We start from the raw sequence: 19,364 nt of genomic DNA, 5'->3' as shown, positions 1-19,364 counted from the left end.
GCACGACCAGGAGGCTGCCCATGTCCGCGTCCCTTCCCCGACCCCGCGTGGGCGTGTGGCTGATCGGAGCCCGAGGCTCCGTCGCCACCACCGTCGTCACGGGGTGTGCCGCCGTCGCCGCGGGACTGCACCCGCCCACCGGCATGGTGACCGAGACCCCCGCCTTCACAGAGAGCGGCCTGCCCGCCCTGTCCGACCTCGTCTTCGGCGGCCACGACACCCTCGACTGCCCCCTGCCCAAACGCGCCGAGACCCTGACCGCCGGCGGCGTCCTGCCCCCGGGCATCGCCACCGCCGTCGCCGCGGAACTCGCGGCCGCCGACCGGGAGATCCGCCCCGGCGGCCCCACGCCCGGCGACACCCGCAGCGAGGCCGACCTGATCACGGCCTTCGCCGCCGACATCAGCGACTTCACGCACCGCCACGCCCTGGAGCGGACCGTGGTGGTCAACGTCGCCTCCACCGAACCCGCCTCCCAGGGCCCCGGCGCCCCCCTGCCCGCCAGCACCCTGTACGCCCTGGCGGCCCTGCGCGCCGGCTGCCCCTACGTCAACTTCACCCCCTCCGAGGGCCTGCACCACCCCGTCGCCGCCCGCGAGGCCGAGCACAGCGGACTGCCCCACGCCGGCCGCGACGGCAAGACCGGCCAGACCCTGCTGCGGGCCGTGCTGGGCCCGATGTTCGCCCAGCGGGCCCTGCACGTGCGGGCCTGGTCCGGCACGAACCTGCTCGGCGGCGGAGACGGCGCCGCCCTCGCCGACCCGGCCGCCGCCGCGGCGAAGAACGCCGGCAAGGAACGCGTCCTCGCCGACACCCTCGGCCATGTCCCCGAGGGCGAGGTCCACATCGACGACGTCCCCGCCCTCGGCGACTGGAAGACCGCCTGGGACCACATCGCCTTCGAGGGCTTCCTCGGCACCCGCATGATCCTGCAGACCATCTGGCAGGGCTGCGACTCGGCACTCGCCGCGCCCCTGGTGCTCGACCTCGCCCGCCTCACCGCCCGCGCCCACGAGACGGGCCTGTCCGGCCCGCTCGGCCCGCTCGGCTTCTATTTCAAGGACCCGGTGGGGCAGGGCCCGGCCGGCCTGACCGAGCAGTACGAGGAACTCCTCCGGTTCGGGCGGGAGCTGGCCCCGAGCGGGGGAGGGGGCGGCGGGAACGCGGCACCTGAGGAGCGGGCCGGCACGCCGGGAGACGCACGGTGACGCTGCGCGAAAGCCGTTGCGGATGCCGACACGCCACGCCCGCGGCCGGAGCCGGAGGCGAGGCGGGTGACATCGCGCCCTGTGCGTGCACGGGCGGCACGTCCCTGGCCGGCTCGTCCGGCACCGAGCGCGGCCCTGCCCTGCGCACAGCCACCGGCCGCCCCTCGCCTGACCGCTCGGGCGGCAGGCGCGCCTGGGCCGAACTCCTGCGCCTGCCCGCCCTGTTCAGCGTCCCCGGTGACGCCCTGGCCGGCGCGGCCGCGGCGGGGGCGCGGCCCGGCGCCCGCACCCTGCTCGCCATCGGTTCCTCCCTCTGCCTCTACGAGGCCGGCATGGCCCTCAACGACTGGGCGGACCGCGACGTCGACGCCGTCGAACGCCCGCACCGCCCCCTGCCCTCCGGCCGCATCCGGCCGTCCGCCGCACTCACGGCCGCCTGCGCGTTCACCGCGGCCGGACTGGCCCTGGCCGCACGCGCCGGACGGCCGGCCCTGACCGTGGCCGCACCCCTGGCCGCCACCGTCTGGGCGTACGACCTCGGCCTGAAGCACACCCCGGCCGGACCCGTGGCCATGGGAGCCGCCCGGGGCCTGGACCTGCTCCTGGGAGCCGCGGCCGGCACCGGCCGCGCCCGACCGGCCCTGCCCTCCGCCGCCCTCCTCGGCACCCACACCGTCGCCGTGACGACGGTCTCCCGCCAGGAGGCCACGGGCGGCTCACCCCTGGCGCCGCTGGCGGCCCTCGCGACGACGGCTCTGCTGACCCGCCGGGTGACGCAGCGGTCCGCGAGGCCGGCGACCGGCCGCCCGCCGGCGGACGCCCTCGCCCCGACAGGTCCCCGCCCCGTCCAGGGAGGGGGACACGCCGGGCGGCCGTCCGCGTCGGCCCTGCTCACCGCCGCCTCCGCGGCCGCCTACGCCGCGACCGCCGCCCGCCCGTACGTCCACGCGGCCCTGAACCCCTCACCCCCGCTCACCCAGCGCGCCGTCGGCGCCGGCATCCGCGCCACGATCCCCCTCCAGGCCGCCCTCGCCGCCCGCTCCCGGGGCACGGCCGGCGCACTGCTCATCGCCGCCCTCGCGCCACTGGGATCGAGGTTCGCGAAGAAGGTGAGCGTCACATGAGCGCACAGAGCCGCGCCCCCGGCGCCCTCCCCGCCCTCCGCTTCGGCTACGGCACCAACGGTCTCGCCGACCTCCGTCTCGACGACGCCCTCTCCCTCCTCGCCGACCTCGGCTACGACGGCGTCGGACTGACCCTCGACCACATGCACCTCGACCCGCTCGCCCCGGACCTCGCGGCCCGCACCAGCCGCGTGGCGCGCCGGCTGGACGCGCTGGGCCTCGGCGTCACCGTGGAGACCGGCGCCCGCTACGTGCTCGACCCGCGCCGCAAGCACGGCCCGTCCCTGCTCGACCCGGATCCCGGCGACCGGGCCCGCCGCGTCGACCTCCTCGTCCGGGCCGTCCGGGTCGCCGCCGATCTCGGCGCCCACGCGGTGCACTGCTTCAGCGGCCTCCTCCCGGAGGGCACCGACCCCGGCACCGCCTGGAAACGCCTCGCCGAGACCCTCACCCCCGTGCTGGACGCCGCCGCCTCCGCCGGCGTCCCGCTCGCCGTCGAACCCGAACCCGGCCACCTCCTGGCCACCCTCGCCGACTTCCACCACCTCCGCACCGTCCTCGGCGACCCCGAGCCGCTCGGCCTCACCCTCGACATCGGCCACTGCCAGTGCCTCGAACCCCTGCCCCCCGCCGACTGCGTGCGCGACGCCGCCCCCTGGCTGCGGCACGTCCAGATCGAGGACATGCGGCGCGGCGTCCACGAGCACCTCCCCTTCGGGGACGGAGAGATCGACTTCCCACCGGTCCTGGCGGCCCTCGCGGCCACCGGCTACCAGGGCCTGACCGTCGTCGAACTGCCCCGCCACTCCCACGCGGGCCCGCACTTCGCCGCCCACTCCCTGCCGTTCCTCCGCCACGCCGAGCGGGCCGCGGCCACCGCCTCGCCGGCGCCCGCTCCGGCTCTCCAGCAGACCGCGCCACCCCACGGCGCTCCCTCCGCCACCCCTGAAGGGAGCAGCACCCCATGACCCACCCCCGCGCCACCCCGGCGGCGAGAACCGAGAGCACCCGGGTCACCCCTGACAGCACGACCCACGCCGGGCCCACCGCACCGGACATGTCCTCCACCCCCCTGCCCGCGCCCGCGGACCTGCACCGCCGCTTGACCGCGGACCTCGACCCGGCCGCCCGCACCTGGCTGGAGCGCGCCCTGGAGGAGGCCGCCGCCCACCCCGGTCTGCACGGCCCCATCTCCGCGTGGGAGCTGCGCCTGGCCGAGGCCGGCCGCCGCTGCGGCGCCGCGCACGCCGACACCGCACGCGTCCTCATCCTCCACGCGGCCCGGGCCGGCACCGACGCCCTCACGCGCGTGTACTTCCAGGGCACCGCCGACGAGCGCCGCGCCGTCCTGCACGCCCTGCCCCACCTCGTGTCCGGCCCGGCCGCCCTGGCGCTCGTCGAGGACGCACTGCGCACCAACGACACCCGGCTCCTCGCCGCCGCCGTCGGCCCGTACGCCGCCCGGCACCTGGACGCCCACTCCTGGCGGCACGCCGTGCTGAAGTGCCTGTTCACCGGTGTGCCCGTCGACCATGTGGCGGACCTGCCCCGGCGGGCCCGCGGCGACGGCGAACTGGCCCGCATGCTGGGCGACTACGCCGCCGAACGCACCGCCGCGGGCCGCCCCGTTCCCGAGGACCTGTACCGCGTCCTGGACCTGACCGAGTCCGCCACCCCTGCCCCGGGCACGGACCACCCCCACGGCAAGGAGTCCTGATGCGCATCTTCGACCCCCACATCCACATGACCTCCCGGACCACCGACGACTACGAGGCCATGTACGCCGCCGGCGTCCGCGCCGTCGTCGAACCCGCCTTCTGGCTCGGTCAGCCCCGGACCTCGCCCGCCTCCTTCCGGGACTACTTCGACGCCCTCCTCGGCTGGGAACCCTTCCGCGCCGCCCAGTACGGCATCGCCCACCACTGCACGATCGCCCTGAACCCCAAGGAGGCGAACGACCCCCGCTGCGTGCCGGTCCTCGACGAACTGCCCCGGTATCTCGTCAAGGACAACGTCGTCGCCGTCGGCGAGATCGGCTACGACTCGATGACCCCCGCCGAGGACACCGCCCTCGCCGCGCAGCTGCAGCTCGCTGCCGAGCACGGTCTGCCCGCCCTCGTGCACACCCCGCACCGCGACAAGCTCGCCGGCCTGCGCCGCACCCTGGACGTCGTCCGCGAGTCCGCCCTGCCGGCCAACCGGGTGCTGGTCGACCATCTCAACGAGACCACCGTCAAGGAGGCCAAGGACAGCGGCTGCTGGCTGGGCTTCTCCGTCTATCCGGACACCAAGATGGACGAGGAGCGCATGGTCGCGATCCTGCGCGCCTACGGCCCCGAGCAGGTGCTGGTCAACTCCGCCGCCGACTGGGGGAAGAGCGACCCGCTCAAGACCCGCAAGGTCGCCGACCTGATGCTCGCCGAGGGCTTCGACGAGGACACCGTCGACCAGGTGCTGTGGCGCAACCCCGTCGCCTTCTACGGACTCAGCGGCCGCCTGAACCTCGACGTGACCGGAACCGGGGCCACCCACGAGGGCAACTCCATCCTCCGCGGCGCCCCCAAGGACCCTCACGAGCCGGACCCCGGACCCGTGGACCAGGCCCGCGTCCCCGCAGCGGAGGCGTGAGCCATGCGTTTCCGCCACCCCGACGGCAGCACCGTCCACCTCGCCTACTGCACCAACGTCCATCCCGCCGAGACCCTCGACGGCGTCCTCGCCCAGCTGCGCGACCACTGCGAACCCGTCCGCCGCCGCCTCGGCCGCGACCGGCTCGGCATCGGGCTGTGGCTCGCCAGGGACGCCGCCCACGCCCTCGTCACCGACCCGTCCGCCCTGCGGCGCCTGCGCAGCGAGCTGGAGCGGCGCGGCCTGGAGGTCGTCACCCTCAACGGTTTCCCCTATGAGGGCTTCGGCGCCGAAGAGGTCAAGTACCGGGTCTACAAGCCCGACTGGGCCGACCCCGAACGCCTCGACCACACCACCGCCCTGGCCCGTGTCCTCGCCGGGCTCCTCCCCGACGACGTCACCGACGGCACCATCTCCACTCTGCCCCTGGCCTGGCGCACGGCCTATGACGACGAGCGCGCCGAGACCGCCCGTGCCGCCCTGCGCACCCTCGCCGAACGCCTCGACGCCATCGAGGACCTGACCGGCCGCTCCGTCCGTGTCGGCCTGGAACCGGAGCCCGGCTGCGTCGTCGAGACCACCCGCGACGCGATCGGCCCGCTCACCGCGATCGGCCGGGACCGCATCGGCATCTGCGTGGACACCTGCCACCTCGCCACCTCCTTCGAAGATCCGGACACGGCCCTCGACGCCCTCGCCGAGGCTCGCGTCCCCGTCGTCAAGTCGCAGCTCTCCGCAGCCCTGCACGCCGAGCACCCCCATCTGCCGGAGGTCCGCGAGGCCCTCGCCGCCTTCGCCGAACCCCGCTTCCTGCACCAGACCCGCACGGCCACCGCCGCCGGGCTGCGCGCCACCGACGACCTCGACGAGGCCCTCGCCGGTCACGCCCTGCCGGACGCCTCGCCCTGGCGCGCCCACTTCCACGTCCCCCTGCACGCGGCCCCCGCCGCGCCCCTCACCTCCACGCTCCCGGTCCTGAAGACATCACTGACCCGGCTCGTCGGCGGCCCGGCCCCGCTCACCCGCCACCTGGAGGTCGAGACCTACACCTGGCAGGCGCTCCCGCCCGAGCTGCGCCCCAAGGGGCGCGCCCAGCTCGCCGAGGGCATCGCCGCCGAACTCACCCTCGCCCGCGACCTGCTGACCGACCTCGGCCTGAAGGAGCTGCCATGAGCACCCCCGAGCAGCCGGCCCCGGCCGGCGCGGACCGCCCCACCCCGCTCCTGGTCCTGGACGTCGTCGGCCTCACCCCGCGTCTCCTCGACCACATGCCCCACCTCAAGGCGCTCGGCCGGTCCGGCTCCGTCGCCCCGCTGGGCACCGTCCTGCCCGCCGTCACCTGCGCCGCCCAGTCCACGTTCCTCACCGGCACCATGCCCTCCGAGCACGGCATCGTCGGCAACGGCTGGTACTTCCGCGAGCTCGGCGACGTCATGCTGTGGCGCCAGCACAACGGGCTCGTCGCCGGCGACAAGCTCTGGGACGCCGCCCGCCGCGCCCACCCCGGCTACACCGTCGCCAACATCTGCTGGTGGTACGCCATGGGCGCCGACACCGACATCACCGTCACCCCCCGTCCGGTCTACTACGCCGACGGCCGCAAGGAACCCGACTGCTACACCCGGCCGCCCGCACTGCACGACGAACTCACCGGGAAACTCGGCACCTTCCCCCTGTTCCACTTCTGGGGCCCGGGAGCGGACCTCGTCTCCAGCCGGTGGATCATCGACGCGACCCGCCACATCCTGAGCACCCGCCGTCCCGACCTGGCGCTCTGCTACCTCCCTCACCTCGACTACGACCTGCAGCGCTTCGGCCCCGACGACCCCCGTTCCCTGAAGGCGGCCGCCGACCTGGACGCCGCCCTGGTCCCGCTCCTGGACGAGGCCCGCGCCGAGGGCCGCACGGTGGTCGCGCTGTCCGAGTACGGCATCACCCGCGTGAACCGGCCCGTCGACATCAACCGCGCACTGCGCCGCGCCGGCCTGCTTGAGGTGCACACACAGGACGGCATGGAGTACCTCGACCCGATGGCCTCACGTGCCTTCGCGGTCGCCGACCACCAGATCGCCCACGTCTATGTGCGCCGCCCCGAGGACCTCGACGCCACGCGCGCCGCCCTCGACGGCCTGCCCGGCATCGAGCAACTCCTCGACGACGAGGGCAAGAAGGCCGACCATCTCGACCATCCGCGTGCGGGTGAACTGGTCGCCGTGGCGGAACCGGACGCCTGGTTCACGTACTACTACTGGCTCGACGACGCCCGCGCACCCGACTTCGCGCAGCTCGTCGAGATCCACCGCAAACCCGGCTACGACCCCGTCGAGCTCTTCATGGATCCCCTCGACCCCTACGTCAAGGTCAAGGCGGCCACCGCGCTGGCCCGCAAGAAACTCGGCATGCGCTACCGCATGGCGGTGGTGCCCCTGGACCCCTCACCTATTCGCGGCAGCCACGGCCGCCTTCCGCAGAGCGACGACGACGGTCCGCTCCTCATCTGCTCCACCCCCCGCGCTGTCGGCGACCGCGTCGCGGCCACCGATGTGAAGTCACTGCTGCTCCGACTCGCCGGTCTGGGCTGAGGCCACAGCCGTAGCCACCACTACCGCCGAAGCCCTCGGTCCCGACTGGTCACAAGTGAAGCACTCACCACTGACAACGCCCCGCGATCACGAGGAGTTCCCCGCATGAGCCGCTTCTCCCAGCCCGACCCGGAGCTGAGCCACCGCCTCAGCAGACGAGGCATGCTCGGTGTGGCCGCCGGTGCCACCGCCGCCGCCCTGCTGGGCGCGGCGGCCCCCGCCACCGCTGCCCCGGCCACCGCCACCACCGGCACCGTCGCCGCGGGCAAGGGCCGCGGCCGGCCCGTCCTGCCGCCCGGCCGCCTCGGCATCCAGCTCTACAGCCTGCGCGACAAGGTCTCCACCCTCGGCTTCGGCCCCGTCTTCGCCGAACTGGAGCGCTACGGCTACGACGAGGTCGAGTTCGCCGGCTACACCCAGGGCTCGGCGGGCCCCATCACGCTCGCCCAGCTCAAGCGGCTGGCCCGCAGCCACGGTCTCAACCCGATCGGCAGCCACGTCGGCTACTACTCCGACGACCCGAACGCCTACACCTTCGCGCAGAACCTCACCAAGGTCCTCGACGACGCCCAGGCCCTCGGCCTGAAGCACATCGGCACCGCCGCCGGGCCGTTCCGCTACGGCTCGACCGTCGACGCCTGGAAGCGCGCCGCCGAGGACTTCAACACCTACGGGGCCGCGGCCAGGGCCCGGGGCATGAAGTTCTACCAGCACAACCACTCCGAGGAGTTCTCCTTCGCCACCGACAACCCCAAGGTCCGCCTCTACGACGTCCTGCTCAAGGAGACCGACCCGGACCTGGTCTACCTGGAGATGGACATCTACTGGGCGTACGTCGGCCAGTTCCGCTTCTCCAAGCGGCCCGACGGCACGCCCGCGCCGTTCGAGCCGCTCGACTACGTCCTGCGGCAGCCGGACCGTTACCCGCTCTTCCACGTCAAGGACGGCGAGAGCGACCCGTCGAACCCCTACGGCTACCGCATGACGGACGTCGGCGACGGCGACATCGACTACCAGCGGTTCATCTCCGCCGTGACCCGGCTGCGCGGCCACCGCCTGGCCCACCACTGGCAGGCCGAGCACGACAACCCGGCCGAGTCCTTCACCTTCGCGCGCCGCACCAGCGCGCACCTGCACTCGCTGCGGGAGAAGTGCTGACGGCCGGAACGGCATGAGGAGGCCCCTCCCCGTCCGGGGAGGGGCCTCCTCATGTGCGGCGGAGCGTCGGTCGTGAGGCGGGCGTCGGTCGTGAGGCGGAGTGTCGCTCGATTGACGGCGGGGACGGTACGCGCGGCGTCGGCCGGTGACGGGCCCGCGGATCCGGCGTCGTGTCAGGTCGTGTCCTCACCCAGCGGCTGCGGGTTCGGCGCGATGCGGCGGGGCTGCTTGTCGCGTCCCGGCGGACTGAGGAACAGGGCCATGCAGCCGGCGAAGAGGGAGATCGAACCGGCCAGGATGAAGGCACCGGAGTGTCCCCAGGCGCCGACGACCACGGCACCCATGCCCGCTCCCAGACCGGAGACCAGCTTGGCGCTGTAGACCATGCCGTAGTTCGACGCGTTGTTGTTCTCACCGAAGTAGTCGGCGGTGAGCGCGGCGAACATCGGGAAGATCGCACCGCCGCCGAAGCCGGAGATGGACGAGAAGACCAGGAACAGCGGCAGGTTCTCGGCGTTCGCCGACCACAGGATGCCGTACTGGGACAGCCCCAGGATCACGCACACCACCAGCAGGCACCGCTTGCGGCCGTACAGGTCGGAGAGCCAGCCGATGACCCCGCGGCCGGTGCCGTTGACGATGGCCTTCAGCGACATGGCCGTGGCGACGATGCCGCCGGCGAACCCGGCCTCCTCGCCGATCTCCACCTGGAAGGCGATGCCGAAGATGTTCACGCCGGACGTGCACGCCAGGCAGAACCACATCAGGGCCACCCGGCCGGTCTTCCACGCCTCCTTGGGGGAGTACTGGCGCACCGCCGGCGGGTTCATGCGCAGCGAGCGGGCCGCGCGCGGGTCGGCCGGCGGGTTGAGCGGGTCGATGTCGGCCGGCCACCAGTTCTTGGGCGGGTCCTTGAAGAAGTAGCCGGAGCAGGCCACGATCCCGGCCAGGAACGCACCGACCGAGACCAGCACCCAGCGGAAGTTGGTGAGGTCCATGTAGCCGTTGAAGAGGAAGACGAAGGGAACCGAGCCGTAGGCGAAACCGCCGTTGACGAAGCCGGTCTTGCCGCCCTTGCGCTCCGGATACCACTTGCCGACCATGTTGACGCAGGTGGCGTACACCATGCCGGCGCCCATGCCGCTGAACATGCTGAAGCCGATGTAGGCGAAGACGACATGCGGGGCGAACGCCAGTGACAGGTAGCCCAGGAGGGTGCCCACCGCGCCGCACATCATGGCCCAGCGGGCCGGGAGTTTTCCGCTCTCTCGCAGCTTGCCCGCGGGGAAGGCCACCGCGGCCTGGAAGAAGACCCAGACGGTCATCATCCAGAAGATGTGCATGCTGTTCCAGCTGTGCGCCGTGTGCAGGGTCTCCTCGGCGGACGCGAACGCGTACTCGGCGGAGGAGATGCCCATCATGCCGATCCAGGGCAGGATCACCATCCACTTGCGTTTGCGCCCCATGATGTCGATGTCGGTCTCACCGAGGCGGTAGACGCGGCCATTCGCGTCGGTGACCTCCCGGTAGGGAACCGTGGTGGGCAGATCGGTCGTTGTCATGTCGTGTCGCACCCCTTGCGTCGAAAGATCTGGCCAGCGCCCCCTGTCCCATGCCTTTCGTGCGCGTGCGGGTCCCGGGCCCGGCCGACGCGCACCGTCGGCCGGCCCCCCGCTGCCTCACCTCATGTACCGCCCCCCAGCAGCCCCGCCTCCCGCGCCCAGCGGTACTTCGCGCCGAGCACGGCCACCGGCTTCTCCGTCGTGTACGGGTACGCCACGACCCCGCGCTCGAAGAGGTACTGGCAGGCCTCCTCCACCTCCACGTCCCCCGCGAGCGACGCCACCACGGGCTTCTCGATCCCGCGCTCGCGGAACTCGGCCACCACGCGCGCGGTGAGCTCCGCGAAGACCATCGGGGGAGTGACGATCGTGTGCCAGTAGCCCAGGACCAGCGCGTGGATGCGCGGGTCCTCCAGCCCCAGCCGGATCGTCGCCTCGTACGTCGACGGCGGCTCGCCCCCGGTGATGTCCACCGGGTTGCCGGCCGCCCCGAAGGGCGGGATGAACCTGCGGAACGCCTCGTCGAGGTCGGGCGGTATCTCCATCAGGGACAGGCCGTTGTCCGTCACCGCGTCCGAGAGCAGCACACCGCTGCCGCCGGCGCCCGTGATGATCACGACGTTGCCGCCCCGGGGAGCGGGCAGTACGGGCAACGCGCGCGCGTACTCCAGCATGTCGTTCAGCCCGGGCGCCCGGATGACACCGGCCTGGCGGAGGATGTCGTCGTAGACCGCGTCGTCACCGGCGAGGGCGCCGGTGTGCGAGCCAGCCGCCTTCGCACCCGCCGCCGTACGGCCCGCCTTGAGCACCACCACCGGTTTCTTCGGCACGGTCGCCCGCGCGGCCTCCACGAAGGCGCGGCCGTCCTTGAGGTCCTCCAGGTGCATGGCGATGCACTCGGTGTGCGGGTCCTCGCCGAACCAGGTCAGCAGGTCGTCCTCGTCCAGGTCCGACTTGTTGCCCAGCCCGACGATCGCCGACACGCCCGTCCTGGTGGTGCGGGCGAAGCCCAGGATGGCCATGCCGATGCCGCCCGACTGCGAGGTCAGCGCCACCCCGCCCTTGACGTCGTACGGCGTGCAGAACGTGGCGCACAGGTCCTGCCAGGTCGAGTAGTAGCCGTAGATGTTCGGCCCCAGCAGCCGTACGCCGTACCGCTCGGCGATGGCGACGATCTCCGCCTGGAGCTCGTGTTCGCCGGTCTCCGCGAATCCGGACGGGATCAGCACGGCGTTCGGGATCTTCTTGCGTCCCACCTCTTCGAGCGCCGAGGCAACGAACCTGGCGGGGATCGCGAAGACCGCCACATCCACCTCACCGGGAACGTCGGTGACACTCTTGTACGCCTTGCGGCCCAGAATGTCATCGGCCTTGGGGTTCACCGGGTGGATGTCGCCCGCGAAGCCCCCGTCGAGGAGGTTGCGCATCACGGAGTTGCCGATCTTGCCCTGCTCGTTGGAGGCGCCGATGACGGCGACCGATGCGGGCTGCATCAGCCGGCGCATCGAGGTGAGGATCTCGTCCCTGGAGTACTTCCGGCGCGGCGGGGGCTGCGACTCGGCGAGGATCACCCGGATGTCGGCCGCCACCGCCCCCTCCGCGGTGGCGATCACCGGGTTGAGGTCGACCTCGGCGATCTCCGGGAAGTCGGCGACGAGTTCGGAGACCCGGCGGATCTGCTCCGCCACGGCCCACCGGTCCACACCGGCCTGTCCCCGCACCCCGCGCAGGATCTCCGCGGAGCGGATCGAGTCCAGCATGGACAGCGCCTCGTCGGCGTCCACCGGCGCGAGCCGGAACGTGACGTCCTTCAGGACCTCGACGAGCACCCCGCCGAGCCCGAACGCGACCACCTTCCCGAACGTCGGGTCCGTGACCGCCCCGACCATGACCTCCTGCCCCCGGGGCAGCAGCTCCTGCACCTGCACACCCGAGATACGGGCCTTCGGGTCGTAGGCCCGGGCGTTGTCGACGACGGAGTGGAACGCGGCCCGGACGTCGGCGGCGCCCTCCACCCCGACGATCACCCCGCCCGCGTCGGTCTTGTGCAGGATGTCCGGCGAGACGATCTTCATCACGACGGGCCCGCCGAAGCGCGCCGCGAACGCCACGGCCTCGTCGACGTCGGTCGCCAGCTCCTCGCCCGGTACGGCGATGCCGTACGCGTCGGCGAGCACCTTGCCCTCGGGCGCGGTCAGCGCGGTCCTGCCCTCGGCGCGTACGGAGTCGAGCAGGGAGCGCACCCGCGCCTGGCGGTCCTCGGCCATCACGTCAGATCACCCCGTTCGACTTGAGCAGGCGCACTTCCTCGTCGCCGAGGCCGAGTTCGCCGACGTAGACCTCTTCGTTGTGCTCGCCGAGCAGCGGGGAACTGGTCACCTCGACGGGGGAGTCGGACAGTTTGAGCGGGCTGCCGACCGTCACGAACTCGCCCCGCTCGGGGTGGGGCACGGTGACGACCATCTCGTTGGCGGCCAGCGACCGGTCCTCGATGATCTCCCGCGTGGACAGGATCGGCCCGCACGGGATGTTGTGCGCGTTGAGCCGCTCCAGCACCTCCCACTTGGGCAGCGTCGAGGACCACTCCTCGATCAGCTGGAACATCTTGTTCAGCTTGGGCAGCCGCGCCTCGGGCGTCGCCCACTCGGGGTCGTCGGCCAGCTCGGGCCGGCCGATGAGCTCGCTGATCGGCCGCCAGCCGACGGGCTGCACGATGACGTACACGTAGTCGTTCGGGCCGCCGGGCGCGCACTTGACGGCCCAGCCGGGCTGGCCGCCGCCGGACGCGTTCCCGGACCTGGGAACCTCGTCGCCGAAGTCCTCGTTGGGATATTCAGCGAGCGGCCCGTGTGCCAGACGCTGCTGGTCCCGCAGCTTCACCCGGCACAGGTTCAGTACGGCGTGCTGCATGGCCACGTTGACCCGCTGCCCGCGACCGGTGCGCTCCCGTTGGTAGAGCGCGGCGAGGATGCCCGCGACGGCGTGCACCCCCGTCCCCGAGTCCCCGATCTGGGCCCCCGTCGCCAGCGGCGGCCCGTCCTCGAAACCGGTGGTCGCCATCGACCCGCCCATGGCCTGTGCGACGACCTCGTACGCCTTGAAGTTGGTGTACGGGCCGTCGCCGAACCCCTTGATGGAGGCATAGACGATACGCGGATTGATCTCCTGGATGCGGTCCCAGGTGAAGCCCATGCGGTCGACCGCGCCCGGCCCGAAGTTCTCGACCATCACGTCGGAGCGCCGGATCAGTTCGGTCAGGATCTCCTTGCCGCGCTCGGTCTTGGTGTTGAGGGTGATGCTCCGCTTGTTGCAGTTGAGCATCGTGAAGTAGAGGGAGTCGACGTCCGGCAGGTCACGCAGCTGCTTGCGCGTGATGTCACCGGTCGGCGCCTCCAGTTTGACGACGTCCGCGCCGAGCCAGGCGAGCAGCTGGGTCGCCGAGGGCCCGGACTGGACGTGGGTCATGTCCAGGACGCGGATGCCGTCGAGAGCCCTGGTCGAGGTCTGGGTCATGCCAAGCGCTCCTCACTTGTACATGGTCTGGTTCATGGTTCCGGGGGCGTACGCGTCGGGGTCGACCCAGACGTTGATCAGCGACGGCTTGCCGGACTCGCGGGCGCGCCGCAGGGCCGGGCCGATCTCGGCGGGGTCGCGGACCTCCTCGCCGTGACCGCCCAGCATCTGGGCGAACTTGTCGTAGTGGACGTCGCCGAGGGTGTTGCCGACCCGCTCGCGGTCCTTGCCGTACTTGGCGGCCTGGCCGTAGCGGATCTGGTTCATGGAGGAGTTGTTGCCGACGATGCCGACGAAGGGGAGGTCGTAGCGGACGAGGGTCTCGAAGTCCCAGCCGGTCAGGGAGAACGCGCCGTCACCGAAGAGCGCGACGACCTCCTTGTCGGGCCGGGCCTGCTTGGCCGCGAGCACGAAGGGGACGCCGACGCCGAGCGTGCCCAGGGGGCCCGGGTCCATCCAGTGCCCGGGCGACTTGGGCTGCACGACCTGCCCGGAGAAGGTGACGATGTCGCCGCCGTCGCCGATGTAGATCGAGTCCTCGGTGAGGAAGTCGTTGATCTCGCTGACCAGGCGGTAGGGATGGATGGGTGAGGCGTCCGACCTCAGGCTGGGCAGCCGCTTCTCCAGGGCGGTCTGCTCGGCGGCCCGCAGCTCGTCCAGCCACTCCTTGCGCTTGGACGCCCCGCCGTTGACGCGCCCGGAGGCGGCCTCGGTCACCGACTTCAGCACGAGTCCGGCGTCGCCGACGATGCCGAGGTCGATGTCGCGGTTCTTGCCCACCGTGCGGTAGTCGAGGTCGATCTGCACGACGGTCGCGTCCGCCGACAGCCGCTTGCCGTAGCCCATGCGGAAGTCGAAGGGCGTGCCGACGATGACGATGACGTCGGCGTGGGAGAAGGCGTACCGGCGTGAGAGCTGGAAGTGGTGCGGGTCGCCGGGAGGGAGGGTGCCGCGGCCCGCGCCGTTCATGTAGGCCGGGATGTTCAGCGTGCGCACCAGCTCGATGGCCGACTCGGTGCCGCGGGTCGTCCAGACCTGGCTGCCGAGCAGGATGGCCGGTTTCTCGGCGTGCACCAGCAGGTCGGCGAGCCTCTCGATGGCCTCCGGGTCGCCGGCCGAGCGGGTCGAGGCGCGGTAGGCACCGGCCTGGGGCACGCGCGCCTTGGCCACGGGCACCTTGGCGTCGAGCACGTCACGCGGGATCTCCAGGAAGGAGGGGCCCGGTGCGCCGTGGAAGCACTCGCGGAACGCCATGGACACCATGTCCGCCGCGCGCGCCGTGTCCGGCACGGTCGCCGCGAACTTGGTGACGGGGTTCATCATGTCGACGTGCGGCAGGTCCTGCAGGGACCCCATCTTGTGCTGCGTCAGCGCTCCCTGACCGCCGATCAGCAGCATGGGGGACTCCGCGCGGAAGGCGTTGGCGACACCGGTGACGGCGTCGGTGGTCCCCGGTCCCGCGGTGACCACCGCACAGCCCGGCTTGCCGGTGATGCGCGCATAGCCGTCGGCGGCGTGGGCGGCGACCTGCTCGTGGCGGACGTCGACGACCTCGATGCCCTCGTCGACGCAGCCGTCGTAGATGTCGATGATGTGGCCGCCGCACAGCGTGTAGATGCGGTCGACCCCCTCGGCCTTCAGCGCCTTGGCTACGAGATGACCACCGGAGATCACGTCCTGGGTGTCGTCGGGCATGGCGAAGTCCTGTCCCTTCGTAGGAGGGTGGAGCGGCTCGCGGTACATTGCATACAGTCGACGAATACTGTATGAAGCTTGTTATCCCGCATCCGGTGGGTGGTGTCCAGGGGGCGTGCGGCACTTTCAGTCAGGAGCCGGAATGGACCTGTACGAACACCAGGCAAGGGAACTCTTCGCAGAACACGGCATCTTGGTGCCGAGGGCCGAGATCACCGACTCGCCCAAGGAGGCACGGGACATCGCGCGCCGGCTCGGCGGGCGCGTGGTGGTCAAGGCCCAGGTGAAGACCGGCGGGCGGGGCAAGGCGGGCGGCGTGAAACTCGCCGCCGACCCGGCAGCCGCCGAGCTCACCGCCCGTCAGATCCTCGGCATGGACATCAAGGGCCACACGGTCGGCACGGTGATGCTGGCCCAGCCCGTGGACATCGAGACCGAGTTCTACGTGTCCTACGTACTCGACCGCGCGGCGGGCCGGTTCCTCGCGATCGCCTCGGCCGAGGGCGGCATGGACATCGAGGAGGTCGCGGAGACCCGGCCCGAGGCCGTGGCCCGCGTGCCCGTCGACCCGGACCAGGGCGTCACCTCGGCCAGAGCGGCGGAGATCGCCGGGGCCGCCGGACTGCCGCCGCAGACCGTCGACGTCCTCGTGCGGCTCTGGGAGGTCCTGGTCCGCGAGGACGCCCTCCTGGTCGAGGTGAACCCGCTCGTGCGCACCCGTCAGGGGCAGATCCTCGCCCTGGACGGCAAGGTCACCCTCGACGACAACGCCCGCTTCCGGCAGGCCCGGTGGGGCACCGATGACGGGGAGCACGACGACTCGCTGGAGGCCACGGCCGCCGCCAAGGGCCTCAACTACGTCAAGCTCGACGGCGAGGTCGGCGTCATCGGCAACGGCGCCGGTCTTGTCATGTCCACCCTCGACGTGGTCGCAGGCTGCGGCGCGCGACCCGCCAACTTCCTCGACATCGGCGGCGGCGCGAGCGCCCGGATCATGGCGGACGGACTGTCGGTCGTCCTCTCCGACCCGGCCGTGAAATCCGTCTTCGTCAACGTCTTCGGCGGCATCACCGCCTGCGACGCGGTCGCCGACGGCATCGTCCGGGCGCTGGACACCGTCCGGCTGACCAAGCCGCTCGTCGTGCGCCTCGACGGCAACAACGCGGCCCGGGGCCGGGCCGTCCTCGACGAGCACGCGCACCCGCTGGTCGAGCAGGTCACCACCATGGACGGCGCCGCCGCCCGTGCCGCCGAACTCGCCACCACGGCCTGAGGAGAGGGAACACCATGGCCATCTACCTCACCAAGGAGAGCAAGGTTCTCGTCCAGGGCATGACGGGCGGCGAGGGCATGAAGCACACGCGGCGGATGCTCGCGGCCGGCACGAACGTCGTCGGCGGCGTCAACCCGCGCAAGGCCGGCCGCACCGTCGACTTCGACGACCGCGCCGTGCCCGTCTTCGGCTCGGTCGCCGACGGCATGCGCGCGACCGGCGCGGACGTCACCGTCGTCTTCGTACCGCCCGCCTTCGCCAAGGCGGCCGTGACCGAGGCCGCGGACGCCGGCGTCGGGCTCGCGGTCGTCATCACCGAGGGCATCCCCGTGCACGACTCGGTCGCCTTCACCGCGCACGCCCGGCAGCGGGGCACGCGCGTCATCGGCCCCAACTGCCCGGGTCTGATCACGCCGGGCCAGTCCAACGCCGGCATCATCCCGGCCGACATCACCAAGCCGGGCCGTATCGGACTGGTCTCCAAGTCGGGCACGCTCACCTACCAGCTCATGTACGAGCTGCGCGACATCGGCTTCTCGACGTGCGTCGGCATCGGTGGCGACCCCGTCGTGGGGACGACGCACATCGACTGCCTCGCCGCCTTCCAGGACGACCCCGACACCGAACTGATCGTCCTCATCGGTGAGATCGGCGGCGACGCCGAGGAACGTGCGGCGGCCTACGTCCGCGAGCACGTCACCAAGCCCGTCGTCGGCTACATCGCCGGGTTCACGGCCCCCGAGGGCCGGACCATGGGGCACGCGGGTGCGATCGTGTCCGGTTCCTCGGGCACGGCGCGGGCGAAGAAGAAGGCTCTGGAAGCGGCCGGTGTGCGGGTGGGCAGCACCCCGACCGAGACCGCGAAGCTCGTGCTCGAGTCGCTGGACGACCGGCAGCGGACCGGGTGAGCCGGCAGACCGGCAGCGGACCGTGTGAGACGGCCGCTCGACGGCGGGCCGTCCGAGTCAGCCCTTCCGCCCCCGACCGTGCACCGAGAGCGGAGCGAACGCATGACACCCACTCCCACCCCGACCCTCACCCTCAAGTCCGGCACGTCCTGGGACGACGCGTGGCAGCGCTGCCTCGCCGCCGCCCCCGAGGCCTTCCGGGACGACCGGGTCCTCAACCTCTGGAACGCCACCTGGCAGGCCGACGGCCGGGTCCTGCCCGCCGTCAGCCCGGTCGACGGCAGCCCGATCGCCGGCCCGCCGCGACTGGACGGTGCCACCGCCCAGCGGGCCGTGCGCGCCGCCCTCGACCAGCACCGGGCCTGGCGGCACGTCCCGCTGGAGGAACGCCGGGGCCGTGTCGCGGCCACCCTCGACGCCCTCACCGAACACCGGGACCTGCTCGCGCTCCTGCTCGTCTGGGAGATCGGCAAGCCCTGGCGGCTCGCCCGGGCGGACGTCGACCGGGCGATCGACGGGGTCCGCTGGTACGTCGACGGCATCGAGCCGATGCTCGACGGCCGGGCTCCACTGGACGGACCGGTGTCCAACATCGCGAGCTGGAACTACCCGATGAGCGTGCTCGTTCACGCCATGCTGGTGCAGGCACTGGCGGGCAACGCGGTCATCGCCAAGACCCCGACCGACGGCGGCGTCGCCTGTCTCACCCTGGCCTGCGCGCTCGCCGCCCGCGAGGGGATACCCGTGACCCTCGTCAGCGGCAGCGGAGGCGAGCTGTCCGAGGCGCTCGTGCGGGCCCCCGAGATCGGCTGCGTCTCCTTCGTCGGCGGCCGCGACACCGGCGCCGCGGTGGCCACGGCCGTGGCCGACCTCGGCAAACGGCATGTACTCGAACAGGAGGGACTCAACACCTGGGGGATCTGGAACCACTCGGACTGGGACGCGCTCACCGCGGTGATCCCCAAGCTCTTCGACTACGGCAAGCAGCGCTGCACGGCATACCCGCGCTTCGTCGTCCAGCGGCGGCTGTTCGACCGGTTCCTGGCGGCGTACCTCCCGGCGGTGCGCGCGCTCGAGGTCGGGCATCCGCTCGCCGTGCGGGACCCCGCCGGTCCCTTCCCCGACCTGGACTTCGGGCCGGTGATCAACGCGGCCAAGGCCAAGGAACTGCGGGACCAGGTGGCCGAGGCGATCGAGCGCGGAGCGGTACCGCTGCACCGCGGCAGCCCGGACGACACACGCTTCCTGCCCGGACAGGACACCTCCGCCTACGTCCAGCCCGTGACGCTCCTCAACCCGCCGCGCTCCTCCCCGCTGCATCACGCGGAGCCGTTCGGTCCGGTCGACACGATCGTCCTGGTGGACACGGAGGCGGAGTTGCTGGCCGCGATGAACGCCTCCAACGGGGCGCTGGTGGCGACGCTGTCCACGGACGACCGCGCCACCTACGAGCGACTCGCCCCGCAGATCCGGGCGTTCAAGGTCGGCCACGGCCGGCCCCGCTCCCGCGGTGACCGCGACGAGCTGTTCGGCGGGCTCGGGGCGTCCTGGCGCGGGGCGTTCGTGGGCGGCGAGCTGCTGGTGCGCGCGGTGACGCGGGGGCCGGCGGGGGAGCGGCTGCCGGGGAACTTCCCGGAGTATCAGCTGGTGCCGTGAGAAGGGAGGACGGCGTACGCCCGCGAAGGCCCTCGCCGTCCCGGCGTCCCGCCGGCC

15 protein-coding genes are annotated in these 19,364 nt (G+C 72.3%); 11 read left to right on the top strand and 4 right to left on the bottom strand.

Annotation, left to right across the window (positions count from 1 at the left end; genetic code table 11):
* Window positions 1–20 precede the first annotated feature (20 nt).
* From ACF07N_RS22010 to ACF07N_RS21975, 8 genes are all read left to right on the top strand, one after another.
* On the top strand, window positions 21–1,208 hold the full coding sequence (locus ACF07N_RS22010) for an inositol-3-phosphate synthase (protein ID WP_392115465.1): 1,188 nt from the start codon (window positions 21–23) through the stop codon (window positions 1,206–1,208).
* Window positions 1,205–2,332 carry an SCO3242 family prenyltransferase gene (locus ACF07N_RS22005; protein ID WP_392115462.1) on the top strand — a complete coding sequence of 376 codons (1,128 nt, stop codon included), beginning with the start codon at window positions 1,205–1,207 and terminating at the stop codon, window positions 2,330–2,332. The genes ACF07N_RS22010 and ACF07N_RS22005 overlap by 4 nt, the downstream gene beginning before the upstream one ends.
* Complete coding sequence (locus ACF07N_RS22000) at window positions 2,329–3,300, top strand: sugar phosphate isomerase/epimerase family protein (RefSeq protein ID WP_392115460.1); 972 nt, start codon at window positions 2,329–2,331, stop codon at window positions 3,298–3,300. The genes ACF07N_RS22005 and ACF07N_RS22000 overlap by 4 nt, the downstream gene beginning before the upstream one ends.
* Entirely contained in the window at window positions 3,297–4,049 is a 753-nt protein-coding gene (locus ACF07N_RS21995) for an EboA domain-containing protein (RefSeq protein WP_392115457.1), read from the top strand. Before ACF07N_RS22000 ends, ACF07N_RS21995 begins: the two co-directional genes overlap by 4 nt.
* Window positions 4,049–4,960: a TatD family hydrolase gene (locus ACF07N_RS21990; protein WP_392115454.1), complete on the top strand. Its 912-nt coding sequence runs from the start codon at window positions 4,049–4,051 to the stop codon at window positions 4,958–4,960. Before ACF07N_RS21995 ends, ACF07N_RS21990 begins: the two co-directional genes overlap by 1 nt.
* Before the next feature lie 3 nt (window positions 4,961–4,963).
* On the top strand, window positions 4,964–6,133 hold the full coding sequence (gene eboE, locus ACF07N_RS21985; protein WP_392115451.1) for a metabolite traffic protein EboE: 1,170 nt from the start codon (window positions 4,964–4,966) through the stop codon (window positions 6,131–6,133).
* Window positions 6,130–7,542 (top strand): alkaline phosphatase family protein, encoded by a 1,413-nt coding sequence (locus ACF07N_RS21980; RefSeq protein WP_392115448.1) that lies wholly within the window; start codon window positions 6,130–6,132, stop codon window positions 7,540–7,542. The genes eboE and ACF07N_RS21980 overlap by 4 nt, the downstream gene beginning before the upstream one ends.
* Window positions 7,543–7,647: 105 nt before the next feature.
* Window positions 7,648–8,700 (top strand): sugar phosphate isomerase/epimerase family protein, encoded by a 1,053-nt coding sequence (locus ACF07N_RS21975; RefSeq protein ID WP_392115445.1) that lies wholly within the window; start codon window positions 7,648–7,650, stop codon window positions 8,698–8,700.
* A gap of 173 nt (window positions 8,701–8,873) precedes the next feature.
* Here ACF07N_RS21975 and ACF07N_RS21970 read toward each other — a convergent pair whose 3' ends face one another.
* From ACF07N_RS21970 to ACF07N_RS21955, 4 genes are all read right to left on the bottom strand, one after another.
* A complete protein-coding gene (locus tag ACF07N_RS21970; protein WP_392115442.1) occupies window positions 8,874–10,262 on the bottom strand; it encodes an OFA family MFS transporter in 1,389 nt (462 codons plus the stop codon).
* Window positions 10,263–10,384: 122 nt separating this feature from the next.
* Window positions 10,385–12,529: an acetate--CoA ligase family protein gene (locus tag ACF07N_RS21965; protein WP_392115439.1), complete on the bottom strand. Its 2,145-nt coding sequence runs from the start codon at window positions 12,527–12,529 to the stop codon at window positions 10,385–10,387.
* A 4-nt stretch (window positions 12,530–12,533) separates the two neighbouring features.
* On the bottom strand, window positions 12,534–13,775 hold the full coding sequence (gene frc, locus ACF07N_RS21960; protein ID WP_383321608.1) for a formyl-CoA transferase: 1,242 nt from the start codon (window positions 13,773–13,775) through the stop codon (window positions 12,534–12,536).
* A gap of 12 nt (window positions 13,776–13,787) precedes the next feature.
* Window positions 13,788–15,470 carry a thiamine pyrophosphate-binding protein gene (locus tag ACF07N_RS21955; protein ID WP_392115436.1) on the bottom strand — a complete coding sequence of 561 codons (1,683 nt, stop codon included), beginning with the start codon at window positions 15,468–15,470 and terminating at the stop codon, window positions 13,788–13,790.
* A 142-nt stretch (window positions 15,471–15,612) separates the two neighbouring features.
* Between ACF07N_RS21955 and sucC the strand changes: the two genes are divergently transcribed.
* The 3 genes from sucC (at window position 15,613) to ACF07N_RS21940 (ending at window position 19,307) form a co-directional block, all read left to right on the top strand.
* Window positions 15,613–16,743 (top strand): ADP-forming succinate--CoA ligase subunit beta, encoded by a 1,131-nt coding sequence (sucC, locus tag ACF07N_RS21950; protein ID WP_392115433.1) that lies wholly within the window; start codon window positions 15,613–15,615, stop codon window positions 16,741–16,743.
* A gap of 14 nt (window positions 16,744–16,757) precedes the next feature.
* A complete protein-coding gene (gene sucD, locus ACF07N_RS21945) occupies window positions 16,758–17,651 on the top strand; it encodes a succinate--CoA ligase subunit alpha (protein WP_392115430.1) in 894 nt (297 codons plus the stop codon).
* A gap of 102 nt (window positions 17,652–17,753) precedes the next feature.
* The gene (locus ACF07N_RS21940) at window positions 17,754–19,307 is read left to right on the top strand and encodes an aldehyde dehydrogenase family protein (RefSeq protein ID WP_392115427.1); all 1,554 of its coding nucleotides are present in this window, start codon (window positions 17,754–17,756) and stop codon (window positions 19,305–19,307) included.
* The last annotated feature ends 57 nt before the right edge of the window (window positions 19,308–19,364 follow it).

The organism is Streptomyces sp. NPDC015242 (assembly GCF_043079125.1).
In the GTDB taxonomy this organism is placed as follows: Bacteria; Actinomycetota; Actinomycetes; order Streptomycetales; family Streptomycetaceae; genus Streptomyces.
The sequence above is the reverse complement of the archived record's forward strand: the minus strand, read 5'-3'. Positions and strand labels throughout refer to the sequence as shown.